This window comes from Variovorax sp. EL159 (genome assembly GCF_900100965.1).
Lineage (GTDB): Bacteria > Pseudomonadota > Gammaproteobacteria > Burkholderiales > Burkholderiaceae_C > Variovorax.
Genome location: NZ_FMUJ01000005.1, coordinates 417,938 through 434,960 on the forward strand (window position 1 = coordinate 417,938; position 17,023 = coordinate 434,960).

The window sequence follows — 17,023 nt, forward strand, 5'->3', positions numbered from 1 at the left end:
CCTAGCAAGGCTCCTGGAATGGATTCCGGGCGTAACAAAGGGGTTGCATTGATCGGCGCCATCCCCAGATGGCTTCGATGGAACAGTTTCACGGCACCACCATCGTGAGCGTGCGCCGCAAGACCCCCCAAGGCGATCAGGTCGCCATTGGCGGGGACGGGCAGGTCACTCTCGGCAATATCGTCATTAAAGGCACGGCGCGCAAAGTGCGCCGGCTCTATCACGGCAAGGTGCTGGCCGGCTTTGCCGGCGCCACGGCCGACGCCTTCACGCTCTTCGAGCGCTTCGAGGCCAAGCTCGAAAAGCATCAGGGGCACCTGACCCGCGCTGCCGTCGAACTCACGAAAGACTGGCGCACCGACCGCGTGCTGCGCAAGCTCGAAGCGATGCTGGCCGTGGCCGACGCCACCACCTCGCTCATCATCACCGGCAACGGCGACGTGCTGGAGCCCGAAGACGGCGTGATCGCCATCGGTTCGGGCGGTGCCTACGCGCAGTCGGCGGCCAAGGCGCTGATCGAGAACACCGACCTTTCGGCCGAGCAGATCGTGCGCAAATCGCTGGCGATCGCCGGAGAAATCTGCATTTACACGAACATGAACCACACGGTGGAAGCGCTCTGACCATGCCCATGACCCCTCAGGAAATCGTCTCCGAGCTCGACAACCACATCGTCGGCCAGCCCGCCGCCAAGCGCGCCGTGGCCATTGCCCTGCGCAACCGCTGGCGCCGCCAGCAGGTCGAGGACAAGCTGCGCGGCGAGATCACGCCGAAGAACATCCTCATGATCGGTCCCACGGGCGTGGGCAAGACCGAGATCGCCCGCCGCCTCGCGCGCCTGGCCGATGCGCCTTTCATCAAGGTCGAGGCGACCAAGTTCACCGAGGTGGGCTACGTCGGCAAGGACGTCGATTCGATCATTCGCGACCTCGCCGAGATCGCCGTCAAGCAGACCCGCGAAGCCGAGAGCGTGAAGGTGCGCGCCCGCGCCGAAGACGCGGCCGAAGAGCGCATCCTCGACGTGCTGCTGCCGCCCGCGCGCGGCGCGGACGGCAGCACCACCGCGCTGGAAGGCCCCAACCCCACGCGCCAAGCCTTCCGCAAGAAGCTGCGCGAGCACCAGCTCGACGACAAGGAAATCGAGCTGGACCTTGCCGAGACCCGCACGCCGCTCGAGATCATGGGTCCGGCCGGCATGGAGGAAATGACCGAGCAGCTGCGCGGCATGTTCGGCCAGCTGGGGCAGGGCAAGCGCAAGACCCGCAAGCTCAAGATCGCCGAGGCGCTGCGCTTGCTGACCGACGAAGAGGCGGCCAAGCTGGTCAACGAGGACGAGATCCGCACCCAGGCCATCACCAATGCCGAGCAGAACGGCATCGTCTTCATCGACGAGATCGACAAGGTCGCCACGCGCAGCGAAGCACAGGGCTCCGACGTGTCGCGCCAGGGCGTGCAGCGCGACCTGCTGCCGCTGGTCGAGGGTACGGCGGTGACGACCAAGTACGGCGTGGTGCGCACCGACCACATGCTGTTCATCGCGAGCGGCGCTTTCCACCTGAGCAAGCCGAGCGACCTGATTCCCGAGCTGCAGGGGCGCTTTCCGATCCGCGTCGAGTTGCAGTCGCTCTCGGTGGCGGACTTCGAAAGCATCCTCACGCAGACCCGCGCTTCGCTCGTGAAGCAGTACCAGGCGCTGCTTGCGACCGAGGGCGTGACGCTCGATTTCACGCCCGACGGCGTGACCCGGCTGGCCAGCATCGCCTTCGAGGTGAACGAGCGCACCGAGAACATCGGCGCGCGCCGTTTGTCGACCGTGATGGAGCGTTTGCTGGATGAGGTAAGCTTCGACGCGACCCGCCTTGAAGGCCAATCGATCCGCATCGATGCCGCCTACGTCGACCAGCGCCTTGCGGCACTAAGTCACGACGAAGACCTTTCGCGCTTCATCCTCTGAAGCCGCTTCTTCTTCCCCCTGTAACGGGGGAATCCTTCACGCATCACTTTCACTGCGTGAGCTAAGTACTTCATTTTCAACGAAATTCGCCGATTCCCAGGTTTGGGAGTCGGCGCTAAGTCGTTGATTCCATTACAAAAAATACCACCTACGGCCAGTTGCGTCCCAAGTGTTTCCTGCTACAGTGCAAAAAAGTGCAGTTAAGTGGGAAAAAGTGCGGGTAGTGCCCCTTCCGGGTACCGCAGCACCTCCCAACACAGGGGTTTCGTGGTCGTGTTTCAAGGCGCTTCATCGCTCAGTCTGGATGCCAAGGGGCGGCTCTCCGTGCCGACCCGGCACCGCGACGTCCTGAGCGCCACGGCAGGCGGCCAGCTCACGATCACCAAGCATCCGCACGGATGCCTGATGGTGTTCCCCCGTCCCGAATGGGAAAAATTCCGTGAGCGCATCGCCGCGCTGCCGATGTCGGCACAGTGGTGGAAGCGCGTGTTCCTGGGCAACGCCATGGACGTGGAAATGGACGGCACGGGCCGCATCCTGGTGTCGCCCGAGCTGCGCGCCGCCACCGGCATCAACCGCGACACGCTGCTGCTGGGCATGGGCAATCATTTCGAACTCTGGGACAAGGCCACCTACGAGGCCAAGGAGGCCGAGGCCACCCAGGGCGAGATGCCCGATGTGTTTCAGGACTTCGCGTTCTGAGGATCCACGTGAACACCCCATGGACCCATACGACCGTCTTGCTGAACGAAGCGGTGGAAGCCCTTCTTTCCGGCAACGCGGCGGCCGCCGGCACCTACGTGGATGCGACCTTCGGGCGCGGAGGGCACGCGCGCGCGATCCTCGCGCGGCTGGCGCCGGAAGGCAGGCTGATCGCATTCGACAAGGATGCGGAAGCAGTGGCCGAAGCAGCGCGCATCTCGGATGCGCGTTTTTCTATCCGCCACCAGGGATTCCGCTCGCTGGGCGAACTGCCCGGCGCGAGCGTAGCGGGCGTGCTGATGGACCTGGGCGTGAGTTCGCCGCAGATCGACAACCCGGTGCGCGGTTTCAGTTTTCGTTTCGACGGCCCGCTCGACATGCGCATGGACACCACGCGCGGCGAGAGCGTGGCCGAGTGGCTGGCAACGGCCGAACTTCAGCAGATTGCAGAGGTGATCCGTGACTATGGCGAAGAACGGTTTGCTGTTCAGATTGCAAAGGCGATTGTTGCTCGCCGACAAGAACGGGGCCCAATTTCAACCACCACCGAACTGGCCGAGCTCGTGGCTGGCACGGTCAAAACCCGCGAGCAGGGCCAGAACCCTGCAACGCGCACATTTCAGGCTTTTCGGATTTTCATCAACGCCGAGCTTGAAGAGCTGCAACAGGCGCTAGAGGCGAGTCTTTCCGTGCTTCAGCCCGGCGGCCGGCTTGCGGTGATCAGCTTCCATTCGCTGGAAGACCGCATCGTCAAGCAGTTCATCGCCAAGCACTCGAAGGAGGTCTACGACCGCCGCGCGCCCTTTGCCGCACCCAAGGTGATGAAGCTCAACGCGCTCGAACGCATCAAGCCGTCGCAAGCCGAGGTGAGCGGCAACCCGCGCTCGCGCAGCGCCATCCTGCGCGTCGCCGAACGCACCGAGGCCAACTGACCATGGCCCGCATCAACATCCTGCTGCTGCTGGCCGTCATCGCGACGGCGCTGTACCTTGTGCACACGCAGTACCTGTCGCGCCAGCTCTATACCGAGCTCGATCGCGTGCAGCAGGAAGCGCGCCGGCTCGAAACCGACCGTGACCGCCTGCAGGTCGAAAAGCGCGCCCAGGCCACGCCGCTGCGCGTCGAAAAGCTCGCCAAGGAGCAGCTGCAGATGCGCACGACCACGCCGGCCATCACGCAGTACGTGCGTCCCGATGGTTCGGTGATTCCGGCCGTGGCGCCGGTAGCGCCTGTGACGCCGCCCAAGCCCGCCACGGGGAGGGCCGCACGATGAGCCGCGGCAACCGCAGCGTGCGCTACACCACCAGCCCCTTGCTCGCGAGCAAGACGCCGGTCTGGCGCAGCAAATTCATCGTTGCCGGCATTGCGCTGGGCTTCGTCATGCTGGCGGGGCGGGCCGCGTACGTGCAGGTCTTCAACAACGGCTTCTTCCAGCGGCAGGGCGAAGTGCGCTTTGCACGCACGCTCGAGCTGCCGGCCAACCGCGGCCGCATCCTCGACCGCAACGGGCTCATCCTCGCGTCCAGCGTCGTGGCGCCCAGCATCTGGGCCATTCCGGAAGACATCGAGCGCGACGACCCCGAAGTGCGGGCCAAGCTCAAGCAGGTGGCCAAGCTGCTGGAGATGTCGCAGAAGGATTTCGACAAGAAGCTCGAGGACGAAGACAAGACCTTCGTCTGGATCAAGCGTCAGGTCGACGAGCCCATCGCCAAGCAGATCGCCGCGATGAACCTCAAGGGCATCTACCAGCGCAAGGAATACAAGCGCCAGTACCCCGAGGGCGAGGCCGCCGCGCACGTGGTGGGCTTCACCAACGTGGAAGACAACGGCCAGGAAGGCATCGAGCTGGCGTTCAACAAGGACCTGGGCGGCAAGGCCGGGTCGCGCCGCGTCATCAAGGATCGGCTGGGCCGCGTGGTCGAAGGCGTGGGCGACATCGTTCCGCCGCTCGACGGCAAGGACATCCAGCTGAGCGTCGACAGCAAGGTGCAGTTCTTCGCCTATCAGAAGCTGCGCGACGCGGTCACCGCGCGCAAGGCCAAGGCCGGCAGCGTGGTGGTGCTCGACGCCGTCACCGGCGAGGTGCTGGCGCTGGCCAACTACCCGAGCTACGTGCCCGACAAGCGCCAGAACCTGACCGGCGAGCAGCTGCGCAACCGCGCGCTCACCGACACCTTCGAGCCCGGCTCGACCATGAAGCCGATCACCGTCGGCATGGCGCTCGAAGCCGGCCGCGTGAAGCCGACGACGCTGATCGAGACCGGTCCTGGCCGCTTCCAGATCGGGGGCTTCACCATCAGCGACACGCACAACTACGGCACGCTCACAGTCGAGGGCGTGATCCAGAAGTCGAGCAACGTCGGCGCGCTCAAGATCGCGCAGAAGATGACCCCGCACGAGATGTGGGACACCTACACCGCGCTCGGCTACGGCCAGAAGCCGCAGATCCAGTTTCCGGGTGCCGTCACCGGCCGGCTGCGTCCGTGGAAGACCTGGAAGCCGGTCGAGCAGGCCACCATGGCCTACGGCTACGGCCTGTCGGCTTCGCTGTTCCAGATGGCGCACTCGTACACCTCGTTCGCGCACGACGGCTCGATCATTCCGGTCACCATCCTCAAGAACACCGAGCCGCCGGTCGGCGTGCGCGTGTTCTCGCCCTCCAACGCGCTGGCCGTGCGCAAGATGCTGCAGATGGCCGCCGGCCCCGGCGGCACCGGCACACGCGCGCAGACGGTCGGCTACTCGGTCGGCGGCAAGTCGGGCACGGCCCACAAGCAGGTCGGCAAGGGCTACGCCAGCAACAAGTACCGTGCCTGGTTCACCGGCATGGCGCCCATCGAGAAGCCGCGCATCATCGTCGCGGTGATGATCGACGAGCCCACCGACGGGCAGTATTTCGGCGGCCTTGCGGCCGCGCCGGTGTTCAGCGAGGTCGTGCAGCAGACCCTGCGCATGATGAACGTTCCGCCCGACCTGGCGGTCAAACCGCTTGTGATGACGCAGGGCGTCGACGAGAGCTTCTGACCATGCTGACATTCACTTCTCCCCAACTGGCGGCGTTCTGGCTCAAGGAGCGCGTGCAGGGTGCGCTGCACGCCGACAGCCGCGCCGTGCGCCCGGGCGACGCCTTCATTGCATGGCCCGGCGCTGCGACCGACGGGCGCAAGCACGTGGCCGCTGCGCTGGCGCAGGGCGCCGTGGCTTGCCTGGTCGAGCATGAAGGCGTCGAGGCCTTCGGTTTCGACGGCGATGAACGCATCGTGAGCTACCCCGGCCTCAAGGCCTCGACCGGCCCGATCGCATCGGCCTTCTACGACAACCCCTCGGCGCTGCTCGACGTGCTGGCCGTGACCGGCACCAATGGCAAGACCTCCACCGCGTGGTGGCTGGCCGAATCGCTCGGCACGCTGCGCGCGGCCGGCGGCGTTCGCGCGATGCGGCCCGACGGCACCGTGGAGCGCTGCGCACCGTCGCCCTGCGGCGTGATGGGCACGCTGGGCATCGGCGTGCCGCCCGAGCTGACCTACACCGGCCTCACCACGCCCGACCCCGTGATGATGCAGCGCGAGTTGCGCGCGATGGTCACGAACGGCTTCGGCGCCTGCGCCATCGAGGCCTCGTCGATCGGCATTGCCGAACGCCGGCTCGACGGCACGCGCGTGGCGGTGGCCGTGTTCACCAATTTCACGCAGGACCACCTCGACTACCACGGCAGCATGGACGCCTACTGGCAGGCCAAGGCCGAGCTGTTCCGTTGGCCCGGCCTGCGCGCGGCGGTCATCAACATCGACGACGTGCACGGCGCCAGCCTGTGCGCGAACCTGGTCGATGGCGGCATCGGCGCGCTCGATGTCTGGACCGTGTCGGCCGAAGGCCATGCGGCGCGGCTGATGGCGCGCGACGTCGGCTACGACGAGCAGGGCCTGCAGTTCTCGGTGGCCGAGCATGGCGCGGCCGCGGTGGAGCGGCTGTCGACCGGGCTGATCGGGCAATACAACGTGGCCAACCTGCTGGGCGTGCTCGGCACGCTGCGCGCGCTGGGCCTGACGCTGGCGCAAGCCGTCGCGGCCTGCACCGGCCTGACCAGCGTGCCGGGCCGCATGGAGCGCGTGGCCCTGGCCGATGCCGCCAGCGCACCGCTCGCGGTGGTCGACTACGCCCACACGCCCGATGCGCTCGACAAGGCCTTGATCGGCCTGCGTCCGCTCGCCAAACAGCGCGGCGGTGCACTCTGGTGCCTGTTCGGCTGCGGCGGCGACCGCGACCCGATCAAGCGCCCGATGATGGCCGCCGTGGCCGAGCGCCAGGCCGACCGCGTGGTCGTGACCAGCGACAACCCGCGCAGCGAGAAGCCCGACGCGATCATTGCCCAGGTGCTGCGAGGCCTCTCGCGCCCCGAGGCGGCCCAGGTGCAGCCCGACCGCGCGGCCGCCATTGCCGACGTGCTCGCGCAAGCTGCGCCGCAAGACGTGGTGCTGATCGCCGGCAAGGGCCACGAGGCCTGGCAGGAAATCGCCGGCCAGCGTATCGAGTTCTCAGACAAGACCCATGCGCAGCAGGCGCTGGCAAAGCGGGGTGCCGCGGCATGACCGACACGACGCCTCTCGACCTCACGTTGGCGCAGGCCCAGCAATGGATTCCCGGCTCGCGGCTGGTGGGTGACCCTTCGACGGTCATCGCCCGCGTTCACACCGACACGCGCACGCTGGCGGCGGGCGACCTGTTCGTCGCGCTCAAGGGCGAGCGCTTCGACGCCAACGACTTCCTTGCCGATGCGAAGAAGCAGGGCGCCGTTGCGGCCATTGCCCATCACGGCCTCGAAGCCGCAGGCCTTGCGGGCCTCGAAGTGCCCGACTCGCTGGCCGCGCTCGGTGCGCTCGGCGCGGGCTGGCGCGCGCAGTTCGAGCTGCCGCTCATTGCCGTCACCGGCAGCAACGGCAAGACCACCGTCACGCAGATGATCGCGGCGATCCTGTTCGCCTTCCGCGCTGAACGCGCGCTGGCGACGGCCGGCAACTTCAACAACGAGATCGGCGTGCCGCTCACGCTGCTGCGCCTGCGCGCGTCGCATCAACGCGCCGTGCTCGAACTCGGCATGAACCATCCGGGCGAGATCGCACGGTTGGCCGCCATCTCGCGCCCGACCATCGCGTTGGTCAACAACGCCCAGCGCGAGCACCAGGAATTCATGGCCACCGTCGAAGCCGTGGCCGTCGAAAACGCTGCCGTGTTCGCGGTGCTGCCCGATGACGGCACGGCCGTGTTCCCCTACGGCGACACCTTCACCGCGCTGTGGACCGACATGGCCCGCGAAGGCGGCAACCGGCGCTGCATGACCTTCGGCGAAGACGAGGCCGCCGACGTCTCGCTCGACAGCGCCGAGTGGAAGCAGGGCGCCTGGGCCGTGCGCGTGCGCACGCCGCTCGGCGCCTTCGACGCGCGCCTGCACATCGCGGGCCGCCACAACGTGGGCAACGCGCTGGCCGCCACGGCATGTGCGCTCGCGGCCGGCGTTTCCATCGAGACCATCGCAGCGGGCCTGTCGGCTTTCGAGCCGGTCAAGGGGCGCTCCAAGGCCAGCGAGGTCGTGCTGTCCAACAAGCACACGCTCACGCTGGTCGACGACAGCTACAACGCCAACCCTGATTCGGTGATCGCCGCCATCGACGTGCTCGCCGGCCTGCCGGGCCCGCGCCTGCTGGTGCTCGGCGACATGGGAGAGGTCGGCGACCGCGCCCCCGAATTCCACGCCGAGGTCGGCGCCTGGGCAAAGCAGCGCGGCATCGAGGCCGTCTACACGCTCGGTGCCGAGACCGCGCACACCGTCGCGGCCTTCGCGGATGCCGACAACGGCCGTCATTTCGGCGACTACGACGCGCTGCTCGCCGCCGTGCTCGCCCGCCTGCCGCTGGTCGGCAGCGTGCTCGTGAAAGGCTCGCGCTTCATGAAGATGGAACGCGTGGTGCAGGCGATCGGCGATCTCGCTCAGTCACACCCCAAAACAACAAAAGGAGGCCGGTCATGACGCATGAGCCGAGCAAGACAACATGCTGATGAGCCTGGCCCAATGGCTGCAAACGCTGTCGCCCGAGTTCGGGTTTTTGCGCGTTTTCCAGTACCTCACATTCCGCGCGCTGATGGCGGCGCTGACGGCGCTCGTGGTCGGCCTCGTGGCCGGCCCGTATGTGATCCGCCGCCTGGCCGCGCTCAAGATCGGCCAGCCGGTGCGCGGCTACGGCATGGAAACGCACCTGACCAAGAGCGGTACGCCCACCATGGGCGGCGTGCTGGTGCTGTTCGCCATCGCTTTCGCCACGCTGCTGTGGTTCGACATCTCGAACCGCTTCGTGTGGATCGTGCTGTGGGTCACGATGGGCTTCGGCGCCATTGGCTGGGTGGACGACTGGCGCAAGGTGGTGCGCAAGGACCCGGAAGGCATGCGCTCGCGCGAGAAGTATTTCTGGCAGTCGGTGGTCGGCCTGATGGCCGGTTTCTATTTGCTCTTCAGCATCTCCGAAAGCTCCAACTGGCGCGTGCTGCAGCTGTTCTTCGCGTGGGTGCAGTCGGGCTTCGATCTCGACTTTCCGCCCAAGATCAACCTGCTGGTGCCCTTCTTCAAGGAAGTGAGCTACCCGCTGGGCGGCATCGGCTTCGTGATCCTCACGTACCTCGTGATCGTGGGTGCGAGCAACGCCGTGAACCTCACCGACGGGCTCGATGGCCTGGCGATCATGCCGGTCGTGATGGTGGGTTCTGCGCTGGGCGTGTTCGCGTACGTCACGGGCAGCGCGGTGTATTCCAAGTACCTGCTGTTCCCCAACATCCCGGGCTCGGGCGAGCTGCTGGTGTTCTGCTCGGCGATGGCCGGCGCGGGGCTCGCGTTCCTCTGGTTCAACACCCATCCGGCGCAGGTCTTCATGGGCGACGTGGGCGCGCTGGCGCTCGGCGGCGCGCTGGGCACCATCGCGGTCATCGTGCGCCAGGAGATCGTGTTCTTCATCATGGGCGGCATCTTCGTGGTCGAGGCGATCTCGGTGATGGCGCAGGTCATGTATTTCAAGTACACGAAGAAGCGTTATGGCGAAGGCCGTCGCGTGCTCAAGATGGCGCCGCTGCACCACCACTTCGAGAAGAGCGGCTGGCGCGAGACGCAGGTCGTGGTGCGCTTCTGGATCATCACGATGCTGCTGTGCCTTGTGGGTCTTTCCACGCTGAAGCTGCGCTGAAAAGAAAAAGCACATGCGGCATCTGAAAGACCTCCCCGTTCTCATCCTGGGCCTTGGTGCGTCCGGGCTGGCGATGGCGCGCTGGTGCGCGCGCCACGGTGCGGTCGTGACCGTGGCCGACACGCGCGAGGCGCCCGCGCTGCTCGCGACGCTGAAGGCGGAGTGGCCCGATGTCGCTTTCGTCGGCGGGCCGTTCTCGGCCACGCTGATCGAAGGCACGCCGATTCGCGCGGTGTACCGCTCGCCCGGCCTCTCGCCCGCGACCATCGCGCCGGTGGCCGATGCGGCACGCGCGGTGGGGTTGCCGGTGGGTGGCGAACTGGATCTGTTCGCGCGTGCGCTGCTCGATCTGCGAACGGTCGAAGTGCCGGTCGTGGAAGTTGAACCCGAGCCTGAAGTGGTGGCCGAGCCCGAGGCGCAGGCAACAGCCGAAGTGCCGCAGGAGGCCGTGGAAACGGAAGCCCAGGCTGAATTGCCGTTGGGCGAACCGTCACTGCACGTCGATACGCCGGAAGCAACGCCGGCACCTGAAGCGCCTGCACTGCCCGAAGCCGCGCAGGGTGAAGCCGCTGTGCCGGCACAGGTCAGCGAAGTGGCACCGTCCAGCGAAACGCCGGAAGTGACCGACGAAGCTGTACAGGCTCATGCCGCCGAAGCCGTGGTTGTGGCCGAGCCGGCTGCGCCCGTCGAACCGACGGAATCGGTCGTACCCGCGCCTGCGGTCGCAACACCCGAAGCTGTCGAAGCCGCCCCCGAGCCAGTCGCTCCCGCCATGGCCGAGGCCATGCCGCGCGATCCATCGATGAGCGTTGCCGTGCCGGTGCCGGCGGAAGTGCCATCTGAAGCTCCGAACACCGAAGCGCCTGAGGCAGCGCCCGAGTCCGCACCTGAAGCGGCCGAGGCGCCCACTACGCCGGAAGCACCGTCGACCCCACCGGCCGCCGCTACGCTTTCCCGCCTGCCAACTCCAGGCAAGCCTTACGTCCCCACGGCCGCCAAGGAAGCCGCCGAATTCGTCGCCAAGATCGCCGAGTTCGCCGCGACCAACCCGGCCTCGGCCGTTGCCGAAGAAGAATCGCCCCAGCTCGAACTGGCGCCCCCGGTCGAGCCCGAAGCGCCCAAGGGCTACACGCCCGCCGTGCTCGCGATCACCGGCACCAATGGCAAGACCACCGTCACCGCGCTCACCGGCCAACTGGTCGAGCGCGCGGGCAAGACCGTGGCCGTGGCAGGCAACATCGGCCCCACGCTGCTCGACACCCTGTCCGCGCACATCGACGCCGACACGCTGCCGGATGTCTGGGTGCTCGAACTCTCCAGCTTCCAGCTCGACGGCGTGCAGGACTTCGAGCCGACCGCCGCCACCGTGCTCAACCTCACGCAGGACCACCTCGACTGGCACGGCGACATGCCGGCCTACGCGGCGGCCAAGGCGCGCATCTTCGGCGCGCGCGGCCTCATGATCCTGAACCGCGACGACGCCGGCGTGATGGCGATGCTGCCCGCGCCCGTCAAGGTGAAGCTGCAGCGCCCGCAGATCCGTACGCACGTCACCTTCGGCACCGCGATGCCGCTGCGCCCCGGCGACTACGGCATCGAGCGCGTCAACGGCATGACCTGGCTGGTGCGCGCACTGGAAGCCGACGAAACGCAAAAGCGCAAGCGCGGCGCCGTGGTTGAAGAAGAAATCTTCCTGCAGCGCCTGATGCCCGCCGATGCGCTGCGCATCCGTGGTCGCCACAACGCCATGAACGCCCTGGCCGCGCTCGCGCTCGCCAATGCGGCCGACTGCGCGCTCGGCCCGATGCTGTATGGCCTGCGCGAATACCGCGGCGAACCGCACCGCGTCGAACCGATCGCGCTGATCGACGACGTCGAGTACTTCGACGACAGCAAGGGCACCAACGTCGGTGCCACCGTGGCCGCGCTGACCGGCCTCGGTGAAGACCGCCGCGTGGTCGTGATCCTCGGCGGCGAAGGCAAGGGACAGGACTTCGATCCGCTCGCCGCGCCCGTGCGCCAGTACGCGCGCGCCGTGGTGCTCATCGGTCGCGACGCACCGATCATCGAAGCCGCGCTGGCCGGCACCGGCGTGTCGCTGATGCATGCCGGCTCGATGGAAGAGGCCGTGAAGCTGGCCGCCGCGCGCGCCAACCCTGGCGATGCCGTGCTGCTGTCACCGGCCTGTGCGAGCTTCGACATGTTCAAGGACTACGAGCACCGCGCGGAAGTGTTCCGCGAGGTCGTGCAGGCCTACGCGGACAGCCCACGCGAGCTTCTTGGACAAGACACCCCGGAGGCCGGCACGCCGTCGTCTTCCGCCTCGGGGTCGATGGAGGAACAGCTTTGAACTCCGCTGCCGCAGGCGCCACGCCGGAAACCCGCACCAGCCGCTTCGGTGGCTGGTTCAGGCGCGCCCGCAGCGGCATCGACGCCTTGCCGATGCACCTGCCGGTGCGGCTGGGCGGCGCCGGCATCGCGCAGACCAAGGCCACGCCGATGCGCGTGCTGGGCTTCGACCAGGCGCTGGTGTGGGTCACGGTCGCGCTGCTGACCTGGGGCCTGATCATGGTGTATTCGGCCTCCATCGCGCTGCCCGACAACCCGCGCTTTGCGCGCGCCGGCTACAGCGCCTCGTACTTCCTCACGCGGCATGCAGCCTCGGTGGTGTTCGCCTTCATCGCCGCGCTGCTGACCTTCCAGGTGCCGATGAAGACCTGGGAGCGCGCCGCGCCCTGGCTCTTCGTGGCTTCGCTGCTGCTGCTGGTGGCGGTGCTCATTCCGCACATCGGCATCAACGTCAACGGCGCGCGCCGCTGGCTGCCGATGGGGTTCATGCGCTTCCAGCCTTCGGAGCTGGCCAAGCTCGCGATGGTGCTCTATGCCGCCAGCTACATGGTGCGCAAGATGGAGATCAAGGAGCGGTTCTTCCGCGCCGTGCTGCCGATGGGCGTCGCGGTGGTGGTGGTCGGCATGCTGGTGATGGCCGAGCCCGACATGGGCGCCTTCATGGTGATTGCCGTGATCGCCATGGGCATCCTGTTCCTGGGCGGCGTGAACGCGCGCATGTTCTTCGTGATCGCCGCGCTGGTGGTGGTGGCCTTCGGCACCATCGTCGCGACCAGCCCGTGGCGCCGCGAGCGCATCTTTGCCTACCTCGATCCGTGGAGCGAAGAGCACGCGCTGGGCAAGGGCTACCAGCTGTCGCACTCGCTGATCGCCATCGGGCGCGGCGAAGTCTTCGGCGTGGGCCTGGGTGGCAGCGTCGAGAAGCTGCACTGGCTGCCCGAGGCGCACACCGACTTCTTGCTGGCCGTGATCGGCGAAGAATTCGGCCTGGTCGGCGTGCTGCTGATCATCGGCCTGTTCCTGTGGCTCACGCGCCGCATCATGCACATCGGCCGCCAGGCGATTGCGCTCGACCGCGTGTTCTCGGGCCTCGTCGCCCAGGGCGTGGGCGTGTGGATCGGCTTCCAGGCTTTCATCAACATGGGCGTGAACCTGGGTGCACTGCCCACCAAGGGCCTGACGCTGCCGCTGATGAGCTTCGGCGGTTCGGCCATTCTGATGAACCTGGTGGCGCTGGCCGTCGTGCTGCGCATCGACTACGAGAACCGCGTCTTGATGAGAGGGGGCCGCGTATGACCGGCCGTACCGCACTCGTCATGGCCGGCGGAACCGGCGGCCACATCTTCCCGGGCCTGGCCGTGGCCGAGGCCCTGCGTGAACGCGGCTGGCGCGTGCACTGGCTGGGCGCGCCCGGCAGCATGGAAGAAAAGCTCGTGCCGCCGCGCGGCTTCGCCTTCGAGCCCGTGCAGTTCGGCGGCGTGCGCGGCAAGGGCCCGCTCACGCTGGCGCTGCTGCCGTTGAAGCTGCTGCGCGCCTTCTGGCAGAGCTTTCGCGTGGTGCGCCGCGTCAAGCCCGACGTGCTGGTGGGCCTGGGCGGCTACATCACTTTTCCGGGCGGAATGATGGGCGTGCTGCTCAACAAGCCGCTGGTGCTGCACGAGCAGAACTCGGTGGCGGGCCTTGCCAACAAGGTACTGGCGGGCGTGGCCGATCGTGTGTTCACGGCTTTCCCGAATGTGCTGAAGAAGGCGCAGTGGGTGGGCAATCCGTTGCGCGCCGCGTTCACCTCGCAGCCCGATCCGGCCACGCGTTTTGCAGGCCGCTCGGGTCCGCTCAAATTGTTGGTGGTCGGCGGCAGCCTCGGCGCGCGCGGCCTCAACACGGTGGTGCCGCAGGCACTGGCGCGCATCGAGCCGGCCGTGCGCCCGCAGGTGCTGCACCAGAGCGGCGCCAAGCAGATCGACGAACTGCGCGCCAACTACACGGCCGCCGGCGTCGAAGGCGAACTCACGCCCTTCATCGAAGACACGGCCAAGGCCTATGCGGACGCCGACTTCATCGTCGCGCGCGCCGGTGCCAGCACCGTCACAGAAATCGCGGCCGTCGGCGCAGCAGCGCTGTTCGTGCCTTTCCCTTCGGCGGTCGACGACCACCAGACCACCAACGCACGCTTCCTCGTGGACGCGGGCGGCGGATGGCTGGTGCAACAGGCCGACCTCACTCCTGAATTGCTGGCTGACTTGCTACAGAAAACCGAGCGCACCGCGCTGATCGACAAGGCCGCCAAGGCCAAGACCATGCAGAAGACCGAAGCCGTCGAGGCCGTCGTCCGCGCCTGCGAGGAGCTTGCCAAATGAAGCATGCGATCCACCACATCCACTTCGTAGGCGTCGGCGGTTCCGGCATGAGCGGCATCGCCGAGGTGCTGCTGAACCTGGGCTACAAGATCACCGGCTCCGACCTGTCCGACAGCGCCACGCTGCGCCGGCTTGCGGGCCTGGGCATCGGCACCTTCGTTGGCCATGCCGCCGCGCACATCGACGGCGCGGATGCGGTCGTCACGTCCACCGCCGTGCAGTCGGACAACCCCGAGGTGCTGGCCGCGCGCGAGAAGCGCATTCCGGTCGTGCCGCGCGCGCTGATGCTGGCCGAACTGATGCGCCTGAAGCAGGGCATCGCGATTGCGGGCACGCACGGCAAGACCACCACCACCAGCCTGGTGGCAAGCGTGCTCGCCGCCGCCGGGCTCGATCCGACCTTCGTGATCGGCGGGCGCCTGAACAGCGCCGGTGCCAACGCGCAGCTCGGCAGCGGCGACTACATCGTGGTCGAGGCCGACGAGTCGGATGCCTCGTTCCTGAATCTGCTGCCCGTGATGGCGGTGGTCACGAACATCGACGCCGACCATATGGAGACCTACGGGCACGACTTCGCGAAGCTCAAGAAGGCTTTTGTCGATTTCCTGCACCGCATGCCGTTCTATGGCGTGGCCATTCTCTGCACCGACGATCCGGCCGTGCGCGACATCGTGGCCAGCGTTACCTGCCCCGTCACCAGCTACGGCTTCGGCGAAGACGCCCAGGTGCGCGCGATCGACGTGCGCGCCGTTGGTGGCCAGATGCACTTCACCGCGCAGCGCCGCAACGGCGTGACGCTGCCCGACCTGCCCGTCGTGCTGAACCTGCCGGGCGAGCACAACGTGCGCAACGCGCTGTCGGTGATCGCGGTGGCAGTCGAGCTCGGCATTCCCGACGAAGCGGTGCAGCGCGGCCTGGCGGGCTTCAAGGGCGTGGGCCGCCGCTTCCAGAGCTATGGCGACGTGAGCGTGCCGGGCGATGCCGCCGCGGGCAGCTTCACCGTGATCGACGACTACGGCCATCACCCGGTCGAGATGGCGGCCACCATCGCCGCCGCGCGCGGTGCGTTCCCTGGGCGCCGGCTGGTGCTGGCCTTCCAGCCGCATCGCTACACCCGCACGCGCGACTGCTTCGAAGATTTCGTCAAGGTCATCGGCACGGCCGATTCGGTGCTGCTGGGCGAGGTCTATGCCGCCGGCGAAGCGCCCATCGTGGCCGCCGACGGCCGCACGCTGGCGCGTGCACTGCGCGTGGCCGGCAAGGTGGAGCCGGTGTTCGTCGACGACATCGGCGCCATGCCGCAAGCCATCCTGGACAACGCCCGTGCCGGCGACGTGGTGCTCTGCATGGGCGCCGGGTCCATCGGCGCGGTGCCGGCCAAGGTGGTCGAACTCGGTGCGGCTGCCGCCGCGGCGCCGTCCTCATCAACATCGGAGCGCGGTGCGCGCAAGGGGAGGGCCTCGTGAGCCTTCAGGATCCAAAACTCTTCGGCAAGGTGGCCGTGCTGTTCGGCGGAAGCTCCGCCGAACGCGAAATCTCGCTGATGTCCGGCACCGGCGTGCTCGAAGCCCTGCGTTCGCGCGGCGTCGACGCACACGCCTTCGACCCGTCGCAGCGCGAGCTGTTCGAGCTCAAGCGCGACGGCTTCGCGCGCTGCTTCGTCGCGCTGCATGGCCGCCATGGCGAAGACGGCACGGTGCAGGGCGCGCTCGAACTGCTGGGCATTCCGTACACCGGCTCGGGCGTGATGGCCTCGAGCGTGGCCATGGACAAGGTAATGACCAAGCGCATCTGGCAAGCCGATGGCCTGCCGACGCCCAAGTACGTGCGCCTGGCCTTCGACCAGCAAAGCCGCGAACAGATCATGGCCGTGCCCGACGTGCTCGGCCTGCCCGTGATCGTGAAGCCGCCGCGCGAAGGCTCGTCCATTGGCGTGACCAAAGTCGAGGGCTACTCGCAGATGCAGGAGGCTGTGACGCTGTCGGCGAAGTACGACGCCGACGTGCTGTGCGAGGAATTCATCGAAGGCGAGGAGGTGACCTGCGCCGTGCTCGGCCACGGGCTCGACGCGCGTGCGCTGCCGGTGGTGCGCATCGCCGCGCCCGAAGGCGCCTACGACTACCAGAACAAGTACTTCACCGACGACGTGAAGTACCACTGCCCGAGCGGCCTGCCCGAAGCCGAGGAACGCGAGATCCAGCGCATCACGCTGGCCGCCTACCGCACGCTCGGCTGCCGTGGCTGGGGCCGCGCCGACGTGATGATCCGCGCCAGCGACCGCAAGCCCTTCCTGCTCGAGATGAACACCTCGCCCGGCATGACCAGCCATTCGCTGGTGCCGATGTCGGCACGCGCAGCGGGCATCGCCTACGAAGAGTTGTGCCTGCGCGTGCTGGCTGCGGCCACGCTCGACGCCACCGGAGGTTCGCAATAGC

General features: G+C 67.5%; 14 protein-coding genes. All 14 read left to right on the plus strand.

Annotated elements, in window-relative coordinates; all coding sequences use genetic code 11:
• Nucleotides 1–77: 77 nt before the first annotated feature.
• Entirely contained in the window at nt 78–623 is a 546-nt protein-coding gene (gene hslV, locus BLQ28_RS22895; protein WP_093245531.1) for an ATP-dependent protease subunit HslV, read from the plus strand.
• Nucleotides 624–625: 2 nt separating this feature from the next.
• Nucleotides 626–1,954 (plus strand): ATP-dependent protease ATPase subunit HslU, encoded by a 1,329-nt coding sequence (hslU, locus tag BLQ28_RS22900; RefSeq protein ID WP_093244880.1) that lies wholly within the window; start codon nt 626–628, stop codon nt 1,952–1,954.
• Nucleotides 1,955–2,227: 273 nt separating this feature from the next.
• Nucleotides 2,228–2,656, plus strand: coding sequence for a division/cell wall cluster transcriptional repressor MraZ (gene mraZ / locus BLQ28_RS22905; protein ID WP_093245534.1), 429 nt, complete (start codon nt 2,228–2,230; stop codon nt 2,654–2,656).
• Between the two features lie 8 nt (nt 2,657–2,664).
• Nucleotides 2,665–3,588: a 16S rRNA (cytosine(1402)-N(4))-methyltransferase RsmH gene (gene rsmH / locus BLQ28_RS22910; RefSeq protein ID WP_093244883.1), complete on the plus strand. Its 924-nt coding sequence runs from the start codon at nt 2,665–2,667 to the stop codon at nt 3,586–3,588.
• Between the two features lie 2 nt (nt 3,589–3,590).
• The gene (gene ftsL, locus BLQ28_RS22915; protein WP_093244885.1) at nt 3,591–3,929 is read left to right on the plus strand and encodes a cell division protein FtsL; all 339 of its coding nucleotides are present in this window, start codon (nt 3,591–3,593) and stop codon (nt 3,927–3,929) included.
• Nucleotides 3,926–5,680 carry a peptidoglycan D,D-transpeptidase FtsI family protein gene (locus BLQ28_RS22920; protein ID WP_093244888.1) on the plus strand — a complete coding sequence of 585 codons (1,755 nt, stop codon included), beginning with the start codon at nt 3,926–3,928 and terminating at the stop codon, nt 5,678–5,680. The genes ftsL and BLQ28_RS22920 overlap by 4 nt, the downstream gene beginning before the upstream one ends.
• A 2-nt stretch (nt 5,681–5,682) precedes the next feature.
• A complete protein-coding gene (locus BLQ28_RS22925; RefSeq protein WP_093244890.1) occupies nt 5,683–7,245 on the plus strand; it encodes a UDP-N-acetylmuramoyl-L-alanyl-D-glutamate--2,6-diaminopimelate ligase in 1,563 nt (520 codons plus the stop codon).
• Nucleotides 7,242–8,681, plus strand: coding sequence for a UDP-N-acetylmuramoyl-tripeptide--D-alanyl-D-alanine ligase (gene murF, locus BLQ28_RS22930; protein ID WP_093244893.1), 1,440 nt, complete (start codon nt 7,242–7,244; stop codon nt 8,679–8,681). The genes BLQ28_RS22925 and murF overlap by 4 nt, the downstream gene beginning before the upstream one ends.
• Before the next feature lie 22 nt (nt 8,682–8,703).
• Nucleotides 8,704–9,882 carry a phospho-N-acetylmuramoyl-pentapeptide-transferase gene (gene mraY / locus BLQ28_RS22935; protein ID WP_093244895.1) on the plus strand — a complete coding sequence of 393 codons (1,179 nt, stop codon included), beginning with the start codon at nt 8,704–8,706 and terminating at the stop codon, nt 9,880–9,882.
• A 13-nt stretch (nt 9,883–9,895) separates the two neighbouring features.
• Nucleotides 9,896–12,232, plus strand: a complete 2,337-nt coding sequence (gene murD / locus BLQ28_RS22940; RefSeq protein ID WP_093244898.1) for a UDP-N-acetylmuramoyl-L-alanine--D-glutamate ligase — start codon at nt 9,896–9,898, stop codon at nt 12,230–12,232.
• Nucleotides 12,229–13,527, plus strand: coding sequence for a putative lipid II flippase FtsW (gene ftsW, locus BLQ28_RS22945; RefSeq protein ID WP_093244900.1), 1,299 nt, complete (start codon nt 12,229–12,231; stop codon nt 13,525–13,527). Before murD ends, ftsW begins: the two co-directional genes overlap by 4 nt.
• The gene (gene murG, locus BLQ28_RS22950; protein ID WP_093244904.1) at nt 13,524–14,588 is read left to right on the plus strand and encodes an undecaprenyldiphospho-muramoylpentapeptide beta-N-acetylglucosaminyltransferase; all 1,065 of its coding nucleotides are present in this window, start codon (nt 13,524–13,526) and stop codon (nt 14,586–14,588) included. Before ftsW ends, murG begins: the two co-directional genes overlap by 4 nt.
• On the plus strand, nt 14,585–16,054 hold the full coding sequence (gene murC, locus BLQ28_RS22955) for a UDP-N-acetylmuramate--L-alanine ligase (RefSeq protein ID WP_093244906.1): 1,470 nt from the start codon (nt 14,585–14,587) through the stop codon (nt 16,052–16,054). Before murG ends, murC begins: the two co-directional genes overlap by 4 nt.
• The gene (locus BLQ28_RS22960; RefSeq protein WP_093244909.1) at nt 16,051–17,022 is read left to right on the plus strand and encodes a D-alanine--D-alanine ligase; all 972 of its coding nucleotides are present in this window, start codon (nt 16,051–16,053) and stop codon (nt 17,020–17,022) included. Before murC ends, BLQ28_RS22960 begins: the two co-directional genes overlap by 4 nt.
• Nucleotide 17,023 lies beyond the last annotated feature (1 nt).

What these genes read in the sequence shown, in the direction of transcription:
- murD (WP_093244898.1), top strand. Translation starts at nt 9,896, where the DNA reads ATGCGGCATCTGAAAGACCTCCCCGTTCTCATCCTGGGCCTTGGTGCG.
- murF (WP_093244893.1), top strand. Translation starts at nt 7,242, where the DNA reads ATGACCGACACGACGCCTCTCGACCTCACGTTGGCGCAGGCCCAGCAA.
- hslU (WP_093244880.1), top strand. Translation starts at nt 626, where the DNA reads ATGCCCATGACCCCTCAGGAAATCGTCTCCGAGCTCGACAACCACATC.
- hslV (WP_093245531.1), top strand. Translation starts at nt 78, where the DNA reads ATGGAACAGTTTCACGGCACCACCATCGTGAGCGTGCGCCGCAAGACC.
- mraY (WP_093244895.1), top strand. Translation starts at nt 8,704, where the DNA reads ATGCTGATGAGCCTGGCCCAATGGCTGCAAACGCTGTCGCCCGAGTTC.
- murC (WP_093244906.1), top strand. Translation starts at nt 14,585, where the DNA reads ATGAAGCATGCGATCCACCACATCCACTTCGTAGGCGTCGGCGGTTCC.
- murG (WP_093244904.1), top strand. Translation starts at nt 13,524, where the DNA reads ATGACCGGCCGTACCGCACTCGTCATGGCCGGCGGAACCGGCGGCCAC.
- BLQ28_RS22925 (WP_093244890.1), top strand. Translation starts at nt 5,683, where the DNA reads ATGCTGACATTCACTTCTCCCCAACTGGCGGCGTTCTGGCTCAAGGAG.
- ftsL (WP_093244885.1), top strand. Translation starts at nt 3,591, where the DNA reads ATGGCCCGCATCAACATCCTGCTGCTGCTGGCCGTCATCGCGACGGCG.
- BLQ28_RS22920 (WP_093244888.1), top strand. Translation starts at nt 3,926, where the DNA reads ATGAGCCGCGGCAACCGCAGCGTGCGCTACACCACCAGCCCCTTGCTC.